Below are 21,568 nucleotides of genomic sequence, written 5' to 3'. Positions count from 1 at the left end.
ATGAGTAAGATTTTTAAAAAGATTAAAACCGCCGTAGAAGATGGTGAACTAGAAGATGTAGTCGAACTGGTGGAAGAAGCACTGGAAGACGAAGAAACTCCTGAAGACATCATGAATCTGGGTTTGGTTGCTGGTATGGATTCTGTTGGTATCATGTTCAAAGAAGGCGAAATGTTTGTTCCAGAAGTGCTATTGTCTGCTAAGACAATGGATGCTGGCATGGAAATCTTGAAGCCTTTGATGGCTGAAGGTGACATTCAAAAGTCTGGTAAGATGATTTTCTGCACCGTTACTGGCGACTTGCATGACATCGGCAAAAAACTTTGCGTGATGTTGCTGCAAGGCTCTGGTTATGATGTGGTTGACTTGGGCGTTGACATTGGCAAGGAACAAATCATTGCTGCTTGCAAGGAAAACAAGCCTGACATCGTGGCTATGTCCGCTATGCTGACCACCACCATGGTAACCATGGATGAAATCGTGGAAGCATTGAAGGCAGAAGGCATGGGCGACATCAAGGTTATGGTTGGCGGCGCTCCTTTGTCCACTGACTATGCTACCAAGATTGGCGCAAACTACTCTGAAGATGCTGTCACCGCTTGCGCATTGGCAGACAACCTGATGGGTATCGTGAAATAAGAGTTTGTCACACGTGGCAGATAATTTCAAACAATGAAAAAAGAGGGTAGCGCTTGCGCTACCCTCTTTATTATTAGGAATTGTAAAATAACCCAGCGAACATCCAAAGTTCGCTGGGTCATTTGTTGGGTCGAAGGGATAGGTGCCTGTTGAAGTGGTAGGACACTGTTTACCTGCCAATGTTTAAGATGAGGACTTAGCCTTCCATAGCGGACAATGTTGCCCGTACAGCGGCGACGGTTTTGTCAAAGTCATCTTGTGTGTGGACGGCAGAGACGAACATGGCCTCAAATTGGGCAGGTGCCAACGCCACACCATGGTTTAGCATACCAGCAAAATACCGTGCATATGCGCCCAAATCACTGCCCTTGGCGTCCACAAAAGAGGTGACGGCGGTGGGGGTGAAGAAGGGGCAGACTAGAGAGCCGATTTGGTTCACCGCCATGGCTACGCCAGTGTCTTGGGCGGCCTTGGTCATAGCGGCGGCTAGGTTTTGGGCATAGGCTTCCATTTGGAGATAAATTTCTTGGTGGTCTTTGATGTAGCGCAGTTGGGCAAGGCCTGCCGCCATGGCTACAGGGTTACCAGCCAGAGTGCCAGCTTGGTACACAGGGCCACAAGGTGCCACTGTTTCCATCAAAGCACGGCTCCCGCAATAAGCGCCCACGGGCATACCACCGCCGATGATTTTCCCGAAGGTAACCAAGTCAGCCCGTACGCCAAAGTGTGCTTGGGCACCGCCCATGGCCAGACGGAAGCCAGTGATGACTTCGTCAAAAATCAGCAATGCACCATGCTTGTCGCACAAAGCGCGCAGGCCTTGCAAAAAGCCAGCGGTGGGGGTGACCACACCCATATTGGCGGCCACAGGCTCCACAATGATGGCGGCGATTTCCCCGTCGTGGGCAGAGAACAACTCTTCCACACTAGACAAATCGTTAAACTGTGCCGTCAAGGTGTCTTTGGCGGCGCCTTGGGGTACCCCAGCAGAGGAGGGGTGTCCCCCAGCCAACGCAGAAGAACCAGCGTTCACCAACATACAGTCGCTGTGCCCGTGGTAACAGCCTTCAAATTTAATCAGCTTGTCCCGACCAGTGACCCCACGGGCAAGGCGCAAAGCAGACATGACCGCTTCAGTGCCAGAGTTGACCATACGCACCATTTCGATGTTGGGCACCATGGACACCATCAGCTCCGCAATTTCAATCTCACGTTCAGTGGGTGCGCCAAAGGACAGCCCAGCCATGGTGGCTGCCACCACGGCTTCTCGAATTGCAGGGTGGTTGTGACCCAAAATCATAGGCCCCCAAGAGCACACATAGTCGATGTATTCCTTGCCATCAGCATCATAAATCTTGGTGCCATCGGCACGGGTGATAAACCGTGGTGCCATGCCCACGGCGCGGTAGGCGCGGACAGGGGAGTTGACCCCGCCAGGGAGCACACGTTGTGCCCGTTCAAACAGAGTTGCAGAAGTATCCATTATCCAATGTCTCCTTTTTTCATAGCTTGCGCCAATTCCTTGGCGTAATAGGTGATGAGTATATTGGCGCCTGCGCGGAAAATGGACACGGCGCTCTCACACATCACTTTATATTCGTCAATCAGACCTGCTTGGCCTGCGGTGCGAATCATAGCATATTCCCCAGACACAGAGTAGGCACACATAGGCAAATCGAAGGCATCGCTGCATTCCCGAATGACATCTAAGTAAGACAGAGCAGGCTTCACCATGATGATGTCAGCCCCTTCTTCCACGTCTAAGGCGCATTCGCGGAGGGCTTCTTTGCGGTTGTGGCAGTCCATTTGATAGCTTTTGCGATCCCCGAAAGAGGGGCATGAGCCAGCGGCAGAACGGAAAGGGCCATAGAAAGCGGAGGCATATTTGGCAGAGTAGGCCATAATGGGTACGTTCTCGAACCCGTTATCATCCAAGGTTTTGCGCATGGCGGCCACACGGCCGTCCATCATGTCAGATGGTGCCACCATATCGGCACCAGCCATGGCATGGGACAAGGTTTCTTTGCACAGAACTTCTAAGGTCAAGTCGTTGTCCACGTCGTGGTCGTGGAGCACACCGCAGTGACCATGGTCGGTGTATTCGCACATACACACGTCGGTGATGACGTAAAAATCGGGATACTTGGCCTTGATGCGGCGAATGGCTTCTTGCACCACGCCATGTTCATCCCAAGCGGAGGAGCCGATGGCATCTTTTTTGGCAGGAAGGCCAAACAAAATGCACTTGGTCACCCCAGCGGCCAAACAGTCTTCCACGGCCAGATGCACTGAGTCAAGGCCGTATTGGTATTGTCCGTCCAAGGCGTCGATGTGACGGGTGCCTTGTAAAGTTTCGTCTACGAAAATGGGGTAAATCAGGCTGTCGGGAGACATCCGTGTCTCACGGCACAAAGCACGAATCCCTGCGTTTCCACGCAAGCGGCGAGGTCTGATGGTTAAGTCCATGATGGTTCCTCCAGATTTTCCTTTAAAATTGTCTCGACCATACTGTTGATGGTGGCCTTTTGGGCTACTTTGGTGGCAATGCCATAGGTTTGGGCCTCTTGCGCTGTTTGGGCGCCGATGCAAATACCCTTCACCTTAGAAAAATCAGCGTCAGCCCCCACAGAGGACACAAAGCCCTTGACCGTGGACGCACTGGTGAAGGTGACCCAAGTTTCCGCAGTCTCAATTTGTTGGCGCAGTTGTGCAGACTGGGGATTTTCGTATTGGGTGGTGTAAATGGCAATGTCATCCATTTCAATTTTAGCTTGTTCCAAGGCTTCTGTCAAGTCTGGAGACCCTTGTTGGGCGCGGAGAATCAGGACTTTCCCAGTGGCTAGCTTCCCAAGGCCTTGCCCCAAATGAAGGGCATCGTATACCTCTGGGATATAATCGGCTTGCAAGCCGTGGGTTTGGAGGGTGCGGTCGGTGCCAGCCCCGATGGCTGCTAGTTTCACACCGCCCAAGGCACGGGTGTCTTTGCCCTGTGCGCGCAAATGCCGCCACAGAGTTTCCACCCCAGCAGGACTGGTGAAGGCCAACCATTCATACTCGCTCAAACGAGAAAGGGCATCGTCCATGGCAGGACAAGGGGTGATGTCCACGGTTTCAATGCAAGGATATTCGCTGACCTGTGCGCCCAAGCTCCGCAACCGTCCACTCAAGGTGCCAGCACGTTCTTTGGGGCGGGTGACGATGAAAGACTTGCCTTTGAGAGGCAATTTATCAAACCAGTCAAAGTCTTCTGCCAAGGCGCAGACCTTGCCCACCACAATGATGGCTGGGCTTTCCACTTTTTGTGCCACTGCCTCTTGGGGCAGGGTGGCCAAGGTGGCAGAAATACGGCGTTGACGAGGGGTGGTGCCCCGTTCCATCACAGCCGCTGGCATATCGCCAGCCATGCCAGCATCCAGCAAGCCTTGGCAAATTTGGGGCAGACTGCTGACCCCCATCAAAAACACCAGTGTGCCTTTTGTTCCCACCAGTGCTTCAAAGTTGATTTCCAAAGGCTTGCCTGCACGGGCGTGACCTGTGATGATGTGCAAAGAGGAGCAACAGTCCCGATGGGTCACAGGAATGCCACCGTAGGCTGGGACAGAGATGGCGGAGGTGATGCCGGGCACCACTTCAAATCCCACTCCATGTTCCACCAACAGTTCTAACTCTTCGCCACCACGGCCGAACAGGAAGGGGTCGCCTCCTTTCAATCGCACCACGTGGTTGCCAGCCAAGGCTTCGTCCAGAAGAATCTGGTTGATTTGCTCTTGGGGCACCAAATGATTGGAGGAGGCCTTACCCACGTTGATGGTGCGTGTGTCTGGGGGAATCAGCGCCAAAATTTCTGGGCTCACCAAGCGGTCATACACCACCACATCTGCTGTTTCAATGGCACCGCGGCCTTTTAATGTTAAAAGACCCACATCGCCGGGGCCAGCCCCCACTAAGGTTACGCTTCCGCTCATGAGAGTTCCTCCTTTAATTGGTCGGCCAAGGCAATGGCCAAAGCTTCGCCGTCTGTTCGTTTGCCTGTCACAGTTTTTTGTGCTGTGCGCAAGTCGCTGTCTACATAGAGCCCTGTCAGGGTGATGGTGTCGCCTTCCACGGTGGAAAAAGCCGCCACAGGAGATGAACAACCCCCGTCTAAGCGCCGTGTAAAGGCACGTTCACTGAGGGCGCAATCTCGTCCATCGTCGCTGGCAAAGCAGTCTAAATACCTGCAATCTTCCCCTGCACGGCCTTGAATGGCCAAAATCCCTTGGCAGGCGGCAGGTAGCATTTCCTCTGGGGTGAAGTAACGGCTAATCCGTTCTTGTAGCCCTAAACGCTCTAGCCCAGCCCCAGCCAGCACCAAAGCAGAATATTGCCCTTCGTCTAGCTTGCGCAATCTGGTTTGCACGTTGCCGCGGACAGAGGCCACATTCATGTTGGGATAGAGTTTTTTCAGGTAAATGGTGCGCCGTTGAGACGAGCACCCAATGGGTAAGGTGGGGTCTAAGGTTGTGACCCCTTGGGGTAGCACCAACACATCCCGTGGGTCTGCACGGTGGGAAAAGGCCAGCAAAGGCAGGCGCGCATCCACTTCCATAGGCAAATCCTTCCCACTGTGTACGGTGATATCCACTTGGTTTTCCAGCAGTGCTTCGTCTAATTCTTTGACGAATAGACCTTTGCCGCCGATTTTATCTAGGGTTTTGTCTAAAATTTTATCGCCAGTGGTTTTCATGGTCACCAGCTCTAGTTGCAGGTCTGGGTGGGCGTTTCCAATGGCCGCCATCACCATTTTAGACTGAATCACAGCCAAAATGCTGTCGCGGCTCCCCACACGGATGGTTCTACTCATGACAATTCCTCCAATGTTTTGCGGATGGCCTTGGCGGCCTTGGCGGTGTGGCTATGGTGGGCACCATCGCAGGACACCAGACCAGCCACCACCGTATCGTCCATGCACACGGCAGGGAAATAGAAGCTACAGGCGCTGGCGTTGTCTGCCACGCTGACGGGAATGTTTAAGATTTTGGCCTCTTTGCCTACCTCAGCGTTGACGCTGCGGTTGTCTGTGGCGGCCACTGCCAAAATCGCACCGTCCAAATCCCCCAGTTCGTAAGGGCGCGCAAGCCACGTGACACCAATCATTTTGTGTTCCCAGTGGGGCGCAATCACGGTGATGTTGGCACCAAATTTCAGCAACGTATCAATGCGGCGGCAGGCAATGGCACCCCCACCGACGACCACCACAGGTTTCTCCCACAAGTCGATGAACAAGGGGAAGCGAGGGTGGGCATTTTCTTGGATGCTGTTGCGATAATACCACCAGTGACGCAGGCGGTCACGGTGCTCGTCTAAAATGGATTGGACTTCTTCCAAGGCTTTGGTATCGGCCTGTTTGCCCACGCTGACGCCCATGTTGTCCACATGGAACAGCGTCACTCCAGCCAAGCACCCGATGGCACCGTCAATGTCACGGGGCACGGCCAAGTCCACCAAATATTTGGGGGGATGGGGAACGGCTTGATAGTCGTCACAGCTGATGGTGTGATGGGGGCTGGTGGTGGCAGAGACCACAATGTCCATGGTGTCCATGGTGGTGTAGCGCTCTTCGTAAGGCGACACAGCGCACCCAGCAGGGATGATGGTTTCTCCGTGGCGATAGGTGCGGAGGGTGACCGTTACGATGCACCCTTTGTCACGCAATAACCCAGCGGCAAGGCGGCCCATTTCCCCGTTGCCCACCACCATGGCACGCTTGCCAGTCAAATCTCCCATGGCACGTTCCAGTGCCAACACACCCCCATGGGCGGCGGAGGTGGGGATGCCTGTCAGGCGCACCTTGTGTTTCACCGCCTTGCCAGCGGAGATGGCGGTGCGGAACACGGTTTCTAAAATACCATCGGTGGCATCGGCATCTCTGGCGATTTCCACAGCGGTTTTCACTTGGCTTAAAATTTGATCTTCCCCCCAAATTTGGGACTTCAATCCACAGGCCACCTCCATCAAATGGGTGACAGCCTCTTCTTTGTGGCGGCTGACAAAGGCATGGGCAAAGGGGGCGTGGTCAACGCCAGCCACTTGACATAGCAGGGCATCGGGAGCCACCTCGGCCCCGTCTAATAAGGAGATGTAAAGTTCAGTGCGGTTACAGGTGGACAACAGCACGCACCCACAAACACCAGGGTGCATAGTCATTTTGGCATCCAATTCTGCCACGCATTCTTTGGTGAAGGAGAGTTGTTCTCGTAGCTCAATGGGGGCCAGAGAGTAATCTAGACCCGACATAACGACTTTCACTGGGTTTGCCCTCCCTTGACCAGCACCACAGAGAAATAGCCAGAGGGTTGTTCCAGCTTGGCAAAGTCCTCATACACACGTTCAGTCTCCATGCTGCAGTTTTCCACCATGGCGGCACCGTCTAGGAGATCATATGCAGAGAGCTTTTCTTTCAGTGCGCCGATTTCTCGACCAGCCTTCATGAACACAAAGTTGGCGTCCACTTGCAAGCAGTCGTCCACCTCTTTGTGGGAGGCTGGCACAATCATCAGCCGTTCAGACCCTTCGCACAAAGAGCGCCCCAAACGGGCAGCCACAGCACAAAAGGAGGTGACACCGGGGATGATTTGGGCTTGGTAACCCTTTGTCACTACTTTTTTGTGGATGTAAATATACGTAGAATACACCGTGGGGTCGCCCAAGGTGATGAAGGCCACGGTTTTCCCTTGCTCTAACAGGGCGCACAACTCCTCAGCGGCGGCGGTGTAGCCAGCGTCTAGCAATTGGGCATCCCGTGTCATGGGGGTGGAACAATAGAGCAATTCCTTGCCCACAATATAATCTTTGACAATGTTTAAGGCAGTTTTTTCCCCACTGCCCTTGTCGGGCACGGCAATGATGTCTGCCTCTTGCAACAGCCGCACAGCCTTGGTGGTCAATAGCTCAGGGTCACCGGGGCCTACCCCGATGCCGTATAAAATTCCCTTATCCATCATTCGTCCTTACTCTCTTTCGTTGTTGGAGGCCATGTATAACAGGGCATTGCAAATGGCGGCGGCTACGTTACTGCCACCTTTTCGACCCCGTGCCACAATGTGGGGCAGGTCGCTGGCGATGACCAACTCTTTGCTCTCTACCACGTTGACAAACCCCACAGGTACCCCGATGACCAAGGCAGGGTTACACTTGCCTTGCTCTGCCAATTGGCACACACGCACCAAGGCGGTGGGTGCATTGCCGAGGGCGAAAATCACATTGCCCTCTAACTGGGCGGCGCGCTCCATAGACACGGTGGCCCGTGTTTCCCCACGGGATTTGGCTTCTGCCGCCACATCTGGGTCAGACATGAAGCAGACGGCTTTGCCGCCGAATTTTTCCAGCACACGCTTATTTACCCCAGACCAAGCCATTTGGGTGTCGGTGACAATGGTGCATCCTGCCTTGATGGCGGCGATGCCAGCCTCAATGGCCTCTTTGGAAAAAACCAACGATTCTTGGTAACCAAAGTCTGCGCTGGTGTGAATCACACGTTTGACAATGGGCAATTCCAAATCGGAAAAGTTGTGTGCCCCCATTTCGGCGGTGATAATCTCCATGCTCCGTGCTTCAATATCGCTGGGTGCTACGCGCTGTAATTCAATATTCATTGTAATCCGCTCCCTTCTAACATGGCATAGATGGCGTCCATATCCAGCGCCTGTCTCATGCCGTCGGCCAATTTATCGTATTGTGCGTTGGTATAGGTTTCCCAGTCCATGGTGGTGGCACAGCCTTCGAGTCCTTTGGACACCAGCAAGGCATTGACCACGGCGGCGGCGCATTCTTCTTTGTTGAAAATACCGTGGACGTAACAGCCCCACACGTTGCCAGTGGCGGTGCCGTCCATGCGGTGGTTGCCGTCTTGGTCATGGAAGGATACCAAAGGCTCTGCATCGCAGGTGGTGACCCCCATGTGGATTTCGTAGCCCTCAAAAGGCGTGCCTGCCATGGAGGCGAAGATGCCTGTGGCTTCTTGGAAGGTGCCAGTGACTTGGGTTCTGGTTTTCTCACCCAAAAAGACAGTGTCGGAAGGAATCAGCCCAAGCCCAGCCAAGGTGCCGCCCCCTTCTACTCCGTCAGGGTCAGAGACCACGCGTCCTAGCATTTGATACCCACCGCAGATGCCGATGACCCCACCGCCACGGCTGGCGTGTTTCAAAATCATAGTTTCCAAACCGCTCTCGCGGAGCCAGCGCAAATCGTCCATGGTGTTTTTGGTGCCCGGCAGAATGATTAAATCAGGGTTGCCCAAATCTTTAGGACGGCTGACATAGCGCAGAGTCACCTCGTCCATCCGTTCCAAAGGATTGAAGTCGGTGAAGTTAGACAGCCGTGGCAAGCGAATCACCGCAATGTCCAACAGGCCGATTTTCTTGCCGCCGCCCAGACGCTCAGACAGGGAATCTTCGTCGTCCACGTCCACGTCTAGCATGGGCACCACGCCCATCACCTTTTTCCCAGTGACCTCTTCTAGCATGGAAATACCAGGGCGGAGAATTTCAATGTCGCCACGGAATTTGTTGACAATCAGGCCTTGGATGCGGTCTTGCTCGTCTTGGTCAAGGAGTTTCACCGTGCCATATAGGGAGGCGAACACCCCACCGCGGTCAATATCCCCAGCCAATAGCACAGGGGCGTTGGCCATTTTTGCCATGCCCATGTTGACGATGTCGTCGTCTTTGAGGTTGATTTCAGCAGGACTGCCAGCCCCTTCGATGACGATGATGTCGAATTCTTCGCTCAAGGTGGTGAAGGCGTCCATCACATCAGGCACCAGTTGGTTTTTATAGGCGAAATAATCCACTGCGCTCATGGTGCCACGGGCGATGCCGTTGACGATGACCTGAGAGCCAGTGTCGTTGGTGGGCTTGAGGAGGATGGGATTCATCCGCACATCAGGGGCCACGCCAGATGCCTCGGCCTGTACCACTTGGGCACGACCCATTTCAAAACCATCGGCGGTGATGGCGGAGTTGAGCGCCATGTTTTGAGATTTAAACGGAGCCACGCGGTATCCGTCTTGGGTGAAAATGCGGCACAGACCTGCGCACAGCAGACTTTTGCCCGCATTGGACGCTGTGCCTTGCACCATAATTGCTTTTGCCATAGGTTTTTTAGTCATCATAGCACCTCCTGTAACGCTGTGATCAATCGCTGATTTTCTTCTTGAGATTTGATACAAATGCGGTAGTAATCTCCGCCCAAACCTTGATAATTGTTGCAAGCGCGAATGAGCACCTGCTTTTCGAGTAACCGCTCTTTCAGGTCGCAACAGCCCTTGGCTTGGAACAAAATATAATTGGCTTGCCCCCCATAAACCGTTAAACCCAGCGATTGGAGCGCGTGCACCAATCGTGGACGTTCTTGGGCGAGAAGGGCCCGTGCCTGCACCACCCAGTCAGGGCAATCCAAAGCGGCTAAACCTGCCAGTTGGGCAGGGGTGGATACGCTCCAAGGCTGTCCGCATTGGGCTACTTTGTCTAGCAGTTCTTGGCTCGAGGATAAGCCATAACCCAAGCGTAAGCCAGCCATGGCATAGCTTTTGGTGAAGGCGCGGAGTAAAAACAAGTTGGGATATTGGCTCAAATAGGGAGCCAGCCCCACACCGCCTGTGGATAGGCCTAAAAAGCACTCGTCTACCACCACTTGGATGTTAAACTGGGCGGATTTTTCTAAAATCGCCAGCATCAGTTTTTCATCTACTAGTTGGCCTGTGGGGTTGTTGGGCGAGCAGAGGAAGAGAATGTCTAGGGCACGATCCAGAGCGTCTAAAATCCTGTCTGTCACCGTGAAATTTTCTTCAGGCAACAGCAGGTGGTGGGTGGTTTCACAGCCCACGATGGAAAGGCTCTGGGCATATTCTGAAAACGTGGGGGCGGTGACCAATGCTTTTTTAGGTTGCAAAGCCACAGCCAACCGAAAAATCAAATCCGCTGCACCGTTGCCACAGAGCACCCATTGGGGGGCGACGCCATCTACTGTGGCGATTTTGGCGGAGAGGTCACGGCACAGAGGGTCGGGGTAACAGGTGGCCTGTTTGGCACCTTCTGCCGCTGCCAATGCCACAGCTGGTGGCATACCTAAGGGGTTTAAATTGGCGGAAAAATCAGCCAAGCCCGGCGCTTTATTCCAAATGTCGCCACCGTGGGTGTATGCTATCATGGGTATCTCCTTTTGCTGTTTACATTGTTCAGTGGACAGGGTAAGCCCCATCCCTATGGGTATGAAAGATGTGAAAGGTGTGAATGGTATATGGGAAAGGGCTTACCACACCAGTGCCAAAGGTGCCAGACAAACGATAGCCCATGTCAGCACCGCGGTTGCGTAGAGCAAGCGGTGAGAGTTGCCAATGTCTGCTGGTGCAATGGGGCGTATGTCATCGCCAATGGTGGGCTTTACCACCAGTTTTCCAAAGTAATAATTGCTTCCTGCCAGCTGGATTTCTAAGGCACCTGCACAGGCGGCCTCCGTGTGGGCAGAGTTGGGAGATTTGTGGTTTTTGCGGTCACGGATAAAGATTTGAAAGGCTTTTTTGCCGTTGAACCCTGCAAGCCATGCCCCCATGCACATGAGAACCCCAGCCAATCGGGCAGGAATGAAATTTAGCACATCGTCTAACTTGGCGGCGCACCGCCCAAAGTAGAGGAAGCGGTCGTTTTTATAGCCCACCATAGAGTCCATGGTGTTGACAGCCTTATAGGCCATGCCCAGAGGTGCGCCCCCTAAAGCCAAAAACAGAAGGGGTGCCACCACGCCGTCAGATGCGTTTTCCGCCACCGTTTCCACGGTGGCCTTGGTGATGCCGCTGGCGTCTAAGTTGGCGGTGTCTCGCCCCACAATCATAGACACGGCATAGCGTGCGTCATCCAAAGTGCCAGTGGTGAGTGCGGTGTAGACTTTGTTGCTTTCGTCTTTCAAAGACTTGGTGGCCAACAGCTGATAAGACAGCACCACCTGCACCCCGAAGGAAAGCCATGGGGACAGCAGGCCACACAGCCATAAAACCAAACAGCAAAGACCACCAGACAGACCCACTACCGCAATGACCAATGCGGTGCCAGCCGCCAGTTCACCTTTTGGTGATTTGGGGAACAGAGCCCGTAAAGGTTTTTCTAGGTTTGCGATTAAATTGCCAATCCAGCGGATGGGATGGGGCATCCAGTACGGGTCGCCTAGGAGTAAATCCAAACAAAAACCCAAGGCTAAGGCCAAGAGCCAATCACGTGGGTTCATAGGCCTTCTCCCTTCAGCACCATAGGCAGACCGCAAAAAATTCGTTCTACACTGGTGGCTTGCACGGCCAAGCGACAGCACAGTCTGCCCACTTGTTCGCGCCAGATGCGCGCTGTGGGGTCCACTGGCACCACGCCGCAGCCCACTTCGTTGCAAATGCAAATCAAAGAGGGGTTTTTTTCTAGCAAGGATATCTCGTCTAGGGTGCTCCAATTTTCTAACCCAGCGAAAATAGGCCGATGCACCGCCTCTTCAGGGGTGTAGGCCACATCGTCTAGAGTGTAGCCTGTTTTATGTAACACGTAAGACAGTTTTCCCTGTCCCATGCCACCGATGATTAACCTCATAAAAGCGTCTCCAATCGTTGTCCTAAAATCACAAAGAGCAGTCCGCCCACTTCACACAGTTGGAGGAAAAATCCTGCTAAATCCCCTGTGATACCGCCAAATTTCCGGTGGGATAAGGCCACGTAATACACGCAAATCACAGCGCAACCTACCACAGCCCACAGCCCGAGCCACACATCTAAAAACACCATCACTGCCATACAAATGGCCACTTCCAAACCTAGCACCAGTCGTGCTTTCACGCTATCCATGGGTTGGGTGAAGGTGGCCAACAGGCCAGAGCCTCTGGCATTGGGCAAGGTGGTGGCAAAAAGGCCTGATAAGCTGCGGCTGAGCACAGGGAGTACCGCCAGAATCAAAGGGGCGCGACCCACCAAATCCACCTCTGTCCAGCAGGCGAAGAAGCTCAGCAGATATAAACAGCAGCAGATAATGGCAAAGGCTCCTGTGTGGGAGTCTTTTAAAATCTCCAGCTTTCGCTCTCTACTTTGATGAGAGGATAGGGCATCGCAGGTGTCGCAAAACCCGTCTAAATGAATCCCACCGCTTAAAACGATGGGGAGCAGCAAGGCCACAGCGGCAAACAGAGGCTTGCCCAGACCTAGCCATTGGCTCAGGGTTATCCAGCCCCAAAGCACAGCCCCGATGACCAATCCCACACAAGGGAAGTAGCACAGGGCAAAGCTGAGAGGACGTTTGTCCCAGTCCACACGGGGCATGGGGATTTTAGAATACATGGCAAAGGCAATGCAAAGAGATTTCAATCCGCTTGTCCTCCTTTGTGGCAGATGGGAAGGCCTGCCACCACTTCGTATACCTCGGTAGAAAGGGCGGCTAACCCTCGGTTTATTTGCGCCAACAGCGCCAAATAGGCATTGGTTTCTTCGTCATAGCGCAGACCATCGGAAAACAGTTCGTTGGTCACCACCACCAGCAAGTCGCATTGGCGATAGATGTGGTCAAGTCCACGATAGATGCGCTCGGAGGCTGTTTCTCGTGGCTGGTCACTGAAAAATTCATTGGCCACCAAATTGGGTAAATCCTCTAAGAGTACACTGCAAGGGGTGGGGAGGGTCAACGTATCTAGCCCAGAAGGGCATTCCACCGTGGCAAAGCCTTTGCCAGCACGCATTTCGCGGTGTCTCGCCACACGGGCTTCGCACTCGGCATCCCACACCTGCATGGTGGCGATGTATTGGAGGGGGGAGGGGTGACGCTGAACAGCCAAGTTCTCAGCAAAGGCAGACTTGCCACTGCCAGAGCCGCCAGAGACTACAATCATCATTGGGGATTCTCCTGATAGGCTTCAATTTCAATGTCGTCAAAGGTGGACATTTCGTCGTATACTGCCAGCGCCATGTCCAAAATGGGCATCACCGCCACAGCGCCTGTGCCTTCGCCCAGTCGCATCCCTGCAAAGAGGAAAGGCTTGAGCCCTAGCGCATCCACAAAAAGTGCCCCAGCTGGTTCGGCGGAAGCATGAGAGCCCACCATATAGTCTTTGGCAGTGGGGCAGATTTCTGCCGCCACCAGTGCTGCTGCCATGGAAATCACACCATCCACCAGCACAGGAATATGGTGGTATGCACCACCTAAAAATACCCCAGCAAGGCCAGCCAAATCCAAACCGCCCACCTTGGACACCACGTCGATGGCATCGGAGGGGTCGGGCTGATTCACGGCGATGGCACGGGTGATGGCATCTATTTTTCGCACCAGACCTTGGTCGGATAACCCAGCCCCACGGCCTGTGACCACTTGGGGTTCAATGCCCAAGAGTACGGCGGCGATGGCGGCGGAGGTGGTGGTGTTGCCGATGCCCATCTCGCCAGTGGCAATCAGGTTATAGCCTTGGGCTTTCAAGTCCCCCACCAGTTCAATGCCCACCAAAATGGCGGCTTCCGCCTCTTGACGGGTCATGGCAGGTTCTATGGCGATGTTGCCAGTGCCGCGGCGGATGTTTTTTTGCAAAATATGTTCGCCCTGTAATGGCACAGCCACCCCGATGTCCACAGGGAACACAGTGGCACCAGCTCTGCGCGCCATACGACACACACTGGTATCCCTAGAGGACATGTTCTCGGTCACAATGGCGGTGACTTCTTGGCCTGTTTGGGTGACACCTTCTGCCACTACGCCGTTGTCGGCGCACATGGCGATGACCGCTGGCTTTAGCACAGGGATTTGGGCGGTGCCGAACATACCGGCCATGCGGATGATTTCAACTTCTAACAGTCCCAGACTGCCCAAGGGCTTGGCGATGGAGTTCCATCGCTTTTGTGCCAGTTCCATAGCGGATTGGCTGGCTGGGACAATGTGTTGGCAAATGGTTTCGATGGTCATGTGAAATCCTCCCCATAGGTGTTGCAAGCTTGCAAAAATCGGCGTGCCACGTTGGGGTTCCCACCCATGTGACAATGGGGGAAGCCAGCGTATAGCGTTTTGGTGTGGTGGGCGCACTGCCAGCCACGATTGCTTTGTGGCTTTTGGGCGGAAAAGGCCTCCCCAGAGAGGGTGCTGTCCCAATAGTGGAATTCATGGGCGGTGATGGCGTCCCCTTGGTCGCACAGTAACCCATCACATTGGGCGGTCATGGTGATGTAGCCAAAGCGCCCCAGTTTTTTAGTGCCATAGCCATGGGCATCCACCACGTTGCATACTGGATGGCTGATCCCATCTGCATCTTCTAAGGTTTTGTGCAGGTAGAGAAAGCCGCCGCATTCTGCAATGGTGGGCATACCGCCGTCAATGGCCTTGGCAATGGCTTGGCACATGGAGGTGTTTTCGGACAGCTCCATGGCATACAGCTCAGGGTAACCGCCTCCCAAATATAGCCCCTCTGCTTCAGCAGGCAAGGCTGTGTCGGTGAGGGGTGAAAAGGGGATGACCTTGGCACCCAATGTTTCTAGCATGGCAAGGGCATCGGCATAGTAAAAGCAAAAGGCCTTGTCAGAGGCCACGGCAATGGGGATTTGTTTGCCCACAGGGGTCAAGTCTACAGCGGCTGGGGTCAACTCTGGCGCCGTTTCGGCCAAGGCCAACAGCCCTGCAATGTCCAGAGATTGGGTCAATTGAGTGGCCACGGCCTGCATTTTTTCTTGCAAGGTGGAAACCTCTGCCGCCGTCACCAAGCCCAAATGGCGACTTTCTAGCACAAAGTCAGGATTTTGGGGCAGGTAGCCATAGACGGAAATCCCCGTCTCGTCTTCCACTGCTTTTTTCAGGCTGGGGTAGAGCATGGGGGAAATGCGGTTAAACACCACCCCTTGGATGTGGCTATCTGGACGAAAGGAAACAAATCCCTTCACCACCGCCGCCACAGACAAGGCACTGCCCCGTCCATCCACCACCAGCACGGCTGGGGTGTGGGTCACCTTGGCAAGGTGATAGGCGCTGGCAGTGTCGCCCATGGCGATGCCGTCGTAATAACCCATGGCACCTTCCAAAATGGATAGGCCTTGACCGTTGTCCCACAAACTGCGTTGCACCCCATCTTCCCCCATGAGGAAGAGGTCTAAGTTGCGAGACTGGGCGCCGATGATTTGGCTGTGGAACATGGGGTCGATGTAATCAGGCCCAGATTTAAAGGCCACAGGGGAGAGCCCTTGGTTTACCAAGGCTTGCAAAAACCCACAAGTCAGTGTGGTTTTGCCTGTGCCACTGGCTGGGGCGCAAAAAAGGAGACGTCCTGTCATGGCTCCACCTGTCCTTGACCTGAGAGCATCCACACAGGGTTTTGTGCGTCAAACAGATGATAGCGACCAGCGCTTCTTGTGTTGGTGACGGCGATTTGGCAGATGTCTACGTCAGCTAAATCGAAGGTGGCAAAGGCTTGGGTGGCCTGAGACAAGGTTTCCAAGGTCACCGCCGTCAGCACAATGCGACAAGTGGGGTTTTTGGCGAAAATCAGCGCCAAAATGGCTTCTAAATTCCCAGCTGTGCCCCCTAAAAATACACAGTCAGGGGCAGGCAAATCCGCCAAGGCCTCTGGGGCCAACCCCTCTACAATGTGCAGGTTGGAGACAGCGAATTTTTCTTTGTTTTCTGCCATCAGCGCCAAGGCCTCCGCCTTGCGTTCGATGGCGTAGACCGCCCCAGCGTTGACGCACCGTGCGCATTCTACCGACACTGAGCCAGTGCCAGCGCCTACGTCCCAAACAATGTGGTGGGGCTCCATCTGCAGTTTGCACACGGCGCTCATGCGCACCACTTCTTTGGTCATGGGCACCTTGCCGCGGATAAAATCATCATCACGGAGGCTGGGTGCGGCGTAAGGGCTTTTCACAGGGGTGGGGTTTTCCACCAGCATCACTGCCAAATCCTCAAAGGTTTGGGTGGCCAAGGCTTTGGCTTGGCCTTGGACAATGCGCTGGTCTGGATAGGAGAGATTTTCCCCTACAAATACGTTCACTTGTCCCAGTCCAGCCTGCACCAGTGCATGGCAGATGTCCACGACTTTGCTGGTGCCACCTGTTAAGGCAAAGACCTTGCTGTGGCGCTGGATTTCACCCACTACGTTGTGGCTACGACCATGGGCAGAGCAGATTTTCGCATCTTGCCATGTGGTGCCCAACTGGGCGCAAAAGTACACCAAGCTAGACATCCCAGCCACGGTTTCCACGTCATAATCCCCTAGCAAGGGGCGCAAGGTGGTGGCACCGCTATAAAACCCCACATCCCCAGAGAGAAGCACCCCCACAGGGAATTGGGTTTGGGTTTCCAAATAGGCGGCAATGTCTTTGGCCAGCACCAAGGTGGTGCAAGGCTTTGCCTCTTGATAGGGCTCTAGGAGCCGCTTGGCACCGATGAGCTGGGCACAAGCGTCAATGGCCGTTTTGGCTTGCCCTGTTAAGGTTTGCGCATTGCCCATGCCAACACCGATGAGATATACCTTTTTTTCCATAGTCTGCCCTTCCTGTTAGTTGAAGATCGCCAGCCCTTGCAAAGCTTCTAGCGTATAGCCTGTCTCTTGCAAGGGGCGGTGGATGACAATGAGTTTTGCGTGGCACGCTTGTGCTGCCGCTACCTTTTCCCAAAAGCCACCTGTCATACCGCTGGCTTTGGTCACGAGAATTTGTATGTCAAATTGCTGGAGCAAAGCCGCGTTCAATGCTTGGGAAAAAGGCCCTTGCATACAGAGAATCCGTCCCACGTCAAAGCCAAAGTCCAAGCACCGCTGGAGAGAATCTAGGGTGGGGAGGACTCTGGGATAGGTGCGGTGCACCAAGGCTTCGGTGGAAAAAGGGGCTAGTTCTTTACTGCCTGTGGTGAGGAGGATGTTGCCTGTGAGTTCGCGGCACAGCGCTGAGGCATGGCTGACGCTATCGGCCTCGATCCAATCCCCTTCAGGGTCGCCGTCTCGCAAAAGGCGGTAATAGGGCAAGCCCACGGCCTGTGTGGCGCTTTGGATGGTGGTGGTCACCACCGCCGCATAGGGATGGGTGGCGTCTACCACTAGGGTGTATCCTTGTGCCATCAGCCCTTCCATGTCTGTTTGGTTCAGCCGACCCACACGGACGTCGGCGCCGTGGGACAATAAGGTGCCACCATACTCTGTGGCCACACAAACTGTGGTGTCAATGCCGCGTGCAAGGAGCCACTGGGAAAACACACGGCCTTCTGTGGTGCCACCAAAAACCAGCGCCTTCATCTTAGGTGCCTCGTTGCAAATAGCCACGGGGGGTGACCATTTTGCCGTTCAAGTTCACGGTGCTACGGTTGCCGATGAACACGGTGGTGAACATATCCACTTGGGTGTCACGAAGTTCAGAGAGGGTCATCACGGTGCCTTCTTGGCCTTCACGGCCGATGTTGCGCACAATGCCACAGACAGTGTCTCCAGATTTGGTGCGGAGCAAAATATCGCAGGCGCGCTTTAAATAATCGGGGCGGCTTTTGCTGGAGGGGTTATACAGAGCCACAGAAAAATCCCCACGGGCGGCACAGTCTAGTCGGGTTTCAATCAAATCCCAAGGGGTGAGCAAATCGGACAGGGAAATCACGGCAAAGTCATGGGTCAAGGGTGCGCCTAGCACCGCGGCACCACCGCAGGCGGCGGTGATCCCAGCCACCACTTCGATTTCGATGGGGTCATAGTCTTGAGCCACTTCGTATACCAAAGCCGCCATGCCATACACCCCAGAATCCCCAGAGCAGACCACAGCCACAGATTTGCCTTTCAAAGCCTCTTCCACAGCCCAGCGACAGCGTGCTTCTTCGCGACGCATCCCAGTGCTTCCCATTTCCTTGTGGGAAAATTCGTCTTTAATTAAGTCGATGTAGGCGGTATAGCCCACGATCATGTCACATTCTTCTAAGGCACGACGGGCATGGCCTGTTAAGTCTAAGCTTGCCCCGGGGCCTAAGCCAACTACGGTCAATTTCATATTTAAATCCTCATTCTTTTGTTTGAGCCACCGCCACGGTGACCCCGTTATGCGCATATTTTGGCACAATCAATGTGCCCCCAGCCAACACCGCAGAGCGTTCGCACACGTTGTCTACCCCTGTCACAGATGCGACGAAGGCGGAGGGGGTAAAGTCCCCCAGCACGGCTTGCAATTGTTGGGCAGTGTAGGTGATAAAGGGCAGGTGATGGGTCTGGCAAAAGGCCAGCAGACCTGCTTCGTCTTGCTTTAAGTCGATGGAGGCCACTTGGTAAACAGCCTCAAAGGCATAGGTGCCCATGGCATTGCCCACCGCTGTTTCAATGGCCTCTTGGCTGGTGCCACGGCGGCACCCAATGCCTAAGGTCAAGGTTTTGGGGATAAGAGGCAAGGTTTTGCCGAAGGGCGATGCGTCAGGGTTTGCGCTGACCCATACCCCCAAATCCAGTATCTGGTCAGTCAAACCCTTAGGGCAAGGGTATCCGCAATCACTGGCAAAACCCACGGCCTTACCATCTAATAGAGTGGCCGACACGGTTTTGGCCATCTCACGGCTTCCAATGTGAAGCCCGTGCTCCTTGGCCCAGACGTCGATGGACAATTTGCCGTTGACATCGGTGGCAGTGGAAATCACCGCCTGCCCCCCTGTGAGATTGGCAATGGTTTGGGTCAGAGCGTTGCCGCCACCCACGTGGCCTGAGAGTAAGGAGATTACAAATTGGCCACGCTCGTCTAAAACAATCACGCAAGGGTCGCAAAATTTATCGTTCACATGGGCGGCAATGGCGCGGACGGCAATGCCTGTGGCACCGATGAACACCAAGCTGTCCACTTGCGCCCATTGCTCTGCCACCCACTGGCTCAGACTGGGATAGGGCGCTTCGCCTAGCGCTTGGGAAAGTCTTGCAGGCACGTGTAGCGTGGCATGGCCTAAGCCATCTGCAATGTGCCGCCCCAGCGTTCCGCCTTGGGCGGTGAAGGCGATGATGGCGGTTCTCATTTGCTGGCCTCGCGATAGCCGTGGGTAAAGGTGGGGTCGTAGAGTTTAGAGCGTTCATAGGTGCTTCCCAAGAAACCACCGATGGTGATGAGGGCGGTTTTGGTGATGTTGTTTTCTTTGGCGGTTTGTGCCAAGGTGCCAACGGTGCAGTGGAACACCTTTTGTTCTGGCCAAGTGGCCTTGTAGACAATGGCAGCAGGGGTCTCAGACGTGTAAGCCCCAGCCATCAATTCTTGCTCCACTTGTTCCAGCAACCCTGTGGACAAAAACAGCACCATGGTACAGCCATGGGACGCCATCTTCCGCAGTTCTTCCCCTTCGGGAACAGGGGTGCGACCAGCCATACGGGTGATGATTACCGATTGAGAGACTTCTGGCAAGGTGTATTCTGCTTGCAGTGCGGCAGCGGCACCAGAGAAGGCAGACACGCCGGGGGTGACGGCATAGGTCAGCTCCAACTTGTCCAGTTCGTCCATTTGTTCCCGAATGGCACCGAACAAGGCAGGGTCGCCTGTGTGCAAGCGGACGGTGGTTTGGCCTTTGGCCTCGGTTTCTACCATGACAGCAATCACGTCTTCCATGGTCATGCCTGCGCTGTCATAGACCACGCAGTCTTCTTTTTTATAGCTCAGCACATCTGGGTTTACCAGAGAACCAGCGTAGATAATCACGTCGGCTTCGCCTAGTAATTTGGCACCGCGTACCGTAATCAAATCAACAGCCCCAGGGCCTGCGCCAATAAAGTGAATCATGTTGTTATCTCCTTTTTTTCATGACGGTGCAGTAAAGTGTCTGCACCGTGACTTTTTCCTAAAATACCATATTGATTGGAAAAGAACAGCGTTTCAATTTCCATCTCTTGACCCACCCGTCGTTTCAGATGGGTGTGAATCTCTTGGGCAATCTGTGCCATCACAGGCTCTAGTAAATGGGCCTCTTTCAGTAAGGCCACCGCTTCATCGGTGGTGATGGATTGGAACAGTGCCGCTAAAAGCGTTCTGTCTCCGCCGCATAAGGCGGCATGGGTCACCAGTACCTCGCGTCGTCCGTCTGACACCTTGGAATGGGTGTTAAAACTACCAGCGGCCACTTTGCAAAGTTTTCCTAAATGCCCCACCAATAAAATAGAGCGAAAGCCCAAGGTGACCGCATGGTCAAGGGCATCGCCTAAGTAATTGCTACAGGTGGCACTGTTGTCCATGGATAACCCCAGCACTTCACGGGTGAAGGTTTCTCCGTAGTTGCCGGGGCTTAGAATCATATCTTCCACACCAGTGGCCTTTAAAATGTTTTGCTCTACCTTTAAAGAAGCAATCAATGCCGCTTCGCTCATGGGGCGGACAATGCCACTGGTGCCTAGCACCGAAATGCCCCCTTCGATGCCCAGACGGGGGTTGAAGGTTTTACTCGCCAATCGCGCCCCATCGGGGATGGAGATGACACTGCGCAAACCGCCTTGGGATTGGGTTTGCGTTAGCACACTCTGGAGTTCTCGCGCTATCATTTGCCGCGGCACAGAGTTGATAGCGGCCTGTCCAATGGGTTGGTCTAAGCCCCCACGGGTGACCCGACCTACGCCGATGCCACCGTCTACTTCAATCGCCACTTGTTCTAACCGTTCCACACGGGCAAAGACCAGTGTGCCGTGGGTCACGTCGGGGTCGTCGCCTCCGTCTTTTTCCACAGCGCAAGATGCCCAGCCTTCTCCGTGGGTGCAGGACACCAACTCCAACGCCACGGTGACCCCAGCAGGGGTGTCCACCAATACCTGTGCAGGCCACTGGCCTGTCAGCAAGTATTCTGCCGCTCCGCGTGTGGCGGCGGTGGCGCAGGTGCCAGTGGTATACCCACAGCGAAGTTGGGTTTGTCCCACTGTAATATAATGTTCTAACTTGGCCAAATGCCACCTCCTAACATAAAAAAACCTTCCCAAGATG

At 54.3% G+C, this 21,568-nt stretch carries 22 protein-coding genes; 1 reads left to right on the top strand and 21 read right to left on the bottom strand.

Annotated elements, in window-relative coordinates; translation table 11 throughout:
- Entirely contained in the window at positions 1–639 is a 639-nt protein-coding gene (locus tag RFF05_RS08705; RefSeq protein ID WP_409969958.1) for a B12-binding domain-containing protein, read from the top strand.
- Positions 640–835: 196 nt separating this feature from the next.
- Here the strand turns inward: RFF05_RS08705 and hemL are convergent, their stop codons facing one another.
- The 21 genes from hemL to cbiD all read right to left on the bottom strand — a co-directional run bounded on the left by hemL (position 836) and on the right by cbiD (position 21,531).
- Positions 836–2,122: a glutamate-1-semialdehyde 2,1-aminomutase gene (gene hemL / locus RFF05_RS08700; RefSeq protein WP_409969957.1), complete on the bottom strand. Its 1,287-nt coding sequence runs from the start codon at positions 2,120–2,122 to the stop codon at positions 836–838.
- A complete protein-coding gene (gene hemB, locus RFF05_RS08695) occupies positions 2,122–3,105 on the bottom strand; it encodes a porphobilinogen synthase (protein WP_409969956.1) in 984 nt (327 codons plus the stop codon). The genes hemL and hemB overlap by 1 nt, the downstream gene beginning before the upstream one ends.
- A complete protein-coding gene (gene cobA, locus RFF05_RS08690; RefSeq protein ID WP_409969955.1) occupies positions 3,096–4,604 on the bottom strand; it encodes a uroporphyrinogen-III C-methyltransferase in 1,509 nt (502 codons plus the stop codon). The genes hemB and cobA overlap by 10 nt, the downstream gene beginning before the upstream one ends.
- Positions 4,601–5,482 carry a hydroxymethylbilane synthase gene (hemC, locus tag RFF05_RS08685; protein WP_409969954.1) on the bottom strand — a complete coding sequence of 294 codons (882 nt, stop codon included), beginning with the start codon at positions 5,480–5,482 and terminating at the stop codon, positions 4,601–4,603. The genes cobA and hemC overlap by 4 nt, the downstream gene beginning before the upstream one ends.
- Positions 5,479–6,927, bottom strand: coding sequence for an NAD(P)-dependent oxidoreductase (locus tag RFF05_RS08680; protein ID WP_409969953.1), 1,449 nt, complete (start codon positions 6,925–6,927; stop codon positions 5,479–5,481). Before RFF05_RS08680 ends, hemC begins: the two co-directional genes overlap by 4 nt.
- On the bottom strand, positions 6,924–7,622 hold the full coding sequence (gene cobI / locus RFF05_RS08675) for a precorrin-2 C(20)-methyltransferase (RefSeq protein WP_409969952.1): 699 nt from the start codon (positions 7,620–7,622) through the stop codon (positions 6,924–6,926). The genes RFF05_RS08680 and cobI overlap by 4 nt, the downstream gene beginning before the upstream one ends.
- A 6-nt stretch (positions 7,623–7,628) precedes the next feature.
- Positions 7,629–8,273 carry a precorrin-8X methylmutase gene (locus RFF05_RS08670; RefSeq protein ID WP_409969951.1) on the bottom strand — a complete coding sequence of 215 codons (645 nt, stop codon included), beginning with the start codon at positions 8,271–8,273 and terminating at the stop codon, positions 7,629–7,631.
- Positions 8,270–9,772 (bottom strand): cobyric acid synthase, encoded by a 1,503-nt coding sequence (locus tag RFF05_RS08665; protein ID WP_409970096.1) that lies wholly within the window; start codon positions 9,770–9,772, stop codon positions 8,270–8,272. The genes RFF05_RS08670 and RFF05_RS08665 overlap by 4 nt, the downstream gene beginning before the upstream one ends.
- A 14-nt stretch (positions 9,773–9,786) precedes the next feature.
- A complete protein-coding gene (locus RFF05_RS08660; protein WP_409969950.1) occupies positions 9,787–10,827 on the bottom strand; it encodes a pyridoxal phosphate-dependent aminotransferase in 1,041 nt (346 codons plus the stop codon).
- A 102-nt stretch (positions 10,828–10,929) separates the two neighbouring features.
- Positions 10,930–11,898 carry an adenosylcobinamide-phosphate synthase CbiB gene (gene cbiB / locus RFF05_RS08655; RefSeq protein ID WP_409969949.1) on the bottom strand — a complete coding sequence of 323 codons (969 nt, stop codon included), beginning with the start codon at positions 11,896–11,898 and terminating at the stop codon, positions 10,930–10,932.
- The gene (locus RFF05_RS08650) at positions 11,895–12,245 is read right to left on the bottom strand and encodes a bifunctional adenosylcobinamide kinase/adenosylcobinamide-phosphate guanylyltransferase (protein WP_409969948.1); all 351 of its coding nucleotides are present in this window, start codon (positions 12,243–12,245) and stop codon (positions 11,895–11,897) included. The genes cbiB and RFF05_RS08650 overlap by 4 nt, the downstream gene beginning before the upstream one ends.
- Positions 12,242–13,009 (bottom strand): adenosylcobinamide-GDP ribazoletransferase, encoded by a 768-nt coding sequence (locus RFF05_RS08645; RefSeq protein WP_409969947.1) that lies wholly within the window; start codon positions 13,007–13,009, stop codon positions 12,242–12,244. Before RFF05_RS08645 ends, RFF05_RS08650 begins: the two co-directional genes overlap by 4 nt.
- Positions 13,006–13,530, bottom strand: coding sequence for a bifunctional adenosylcobinamide kinase/adenosylcobinamide-phosphate guanylyltransferase (locus tag RFF05_RS08640; RefSeq protein ID WP_409969946.1), 525 nt, complete (start codon positions 13,528–13,530; stop codon positions 13,006–13,008). The genes RFF05_RS08645 and RFF05_RS08640 overlap by 4 nt, the downstream gene beginning before the upstream one ends.
- Positions 13,527–14,588 (bottom strand): nicotinate-nucleotide--dimethylbenzimidazole phosphoribosyltransferase, encoded by a 1,062-nt coding sequence (gene cobT, locus RFF05_RS08635; RefSeq protein ID WP_409969945.1) that lies wholly within the window; start codon positions 14,586–14,588, stop codon positions 13,527–13,529. Before cobT ends, RFF05_RS08640 begins: the two co-directional genes overlap by 4 nt.
- Complete coding sequence (locus RFF05_RS08630; RefSeq protein ID WP_409969944.1) at positions 14,585–15,940, bottom strand: cobyrinate a,c-diamide synthase; 1,356 nt, start codon at positions 15,938–15,940, stop codon at positions 14,585–14,587. The genes cobT and RFF05_RS08630 overlap by 4 nt, the downstream gene beginning before the upstream one ends.
- Positions 15,937–17,148: a precorrin-6y C5,15-methyltransferase (decarboxylating) subunit CbiE gene (gene cbiE, locus RFF05_RS08625; RefSeq protein WP_409969943.1), complete on the bottom strand. Its 1,212-nt coding sequence runs from the start codon at positions 17,146–17,148 to the stop codon at positions 15,937–15,939. Before cbiE ends, RFF05_RS08630 begins: the two co-directional genes overlap by 4 nt.
- A gap of 15 nt (positions 17,149–17,163) precedes the next feature.
- Positions 17,164–17,895: a precorrin-6A reductase gene (cobK, locus tag RFF05_RS08620; protein WP_409969942.1), complete on the bottom strand. Its 732-nt coding sequence runs from the start codon at positions 17,893–17,895 to the stop codon at positions 17,164–17,166.
- A 1-nt stretch (position 17,896) separates the two neighbouring features.
- Positions 17,897–18,631, bottom strand: coding sequence for a precorrin-3B C(17)-methyltransferase (gene cobJ / locus RFF05_RS08615; protein ID WP_409969941.1), 735 nt, complete (start codon positions 18,629–18,631; stop codon positions 17,897–17,899).
- A gap of 10 nt (positions 18,632–18,641) precedes the next feature.
- Positions 18,642–19,631, bottom strand: coding sequence for a cobalt-precorrin 5A hydrolase (locus RFF05_RS08610; protein WP_409969940.1), 990 nt, complete (start codon positions 19,629–19,631; stop codon positions 18,642–18,644).
- On the bottom strand, positions 19,628–20,383 hold the full coding sequence (gene cobM, locus RFF05_RS08605; protein WP_409969939.1) for a precorrin-4 C(11)-methyltransferase: 756 nt from the start codon (positions 20,381–20,383) through the stop codon (positions 19,628–19,630). The genes RFF05_RS08610 and cobM overlap by 4 nt, the downstream gene beginning before the upstream one ends.
- A complete protein-coding gene (gene cbiD / locus RFF05_RS08600; protein WP_409969938.1) occupies positions 20,380–21,531 on the bottom strand; it encodes a cobalt-precorrin-5B (C(1))-methyltransferase CbiD in 1,152 nt (383 codons plus the stop codon). Before cbiD ends, cobM begins: the two co-directional genes overlap by 4 nt.
- Positions 21,532–21,568: the final 37 nt, after the last annotated feature.

The organism is Bengtsoniella intestinalis (genome assembly GCF_039719005.1).
Lineage (GTDB): Bacteria > Bacillota > Clostridia > Oscillospirales > Oscillospiraceae > Oscillibacter > Oscillibacter intestinalis.
The sequence above is the reverse complement of the archived record's forward strand: the minus strand, read 5'-3'. Positions and strand labels throughout refer to the sequence as shown.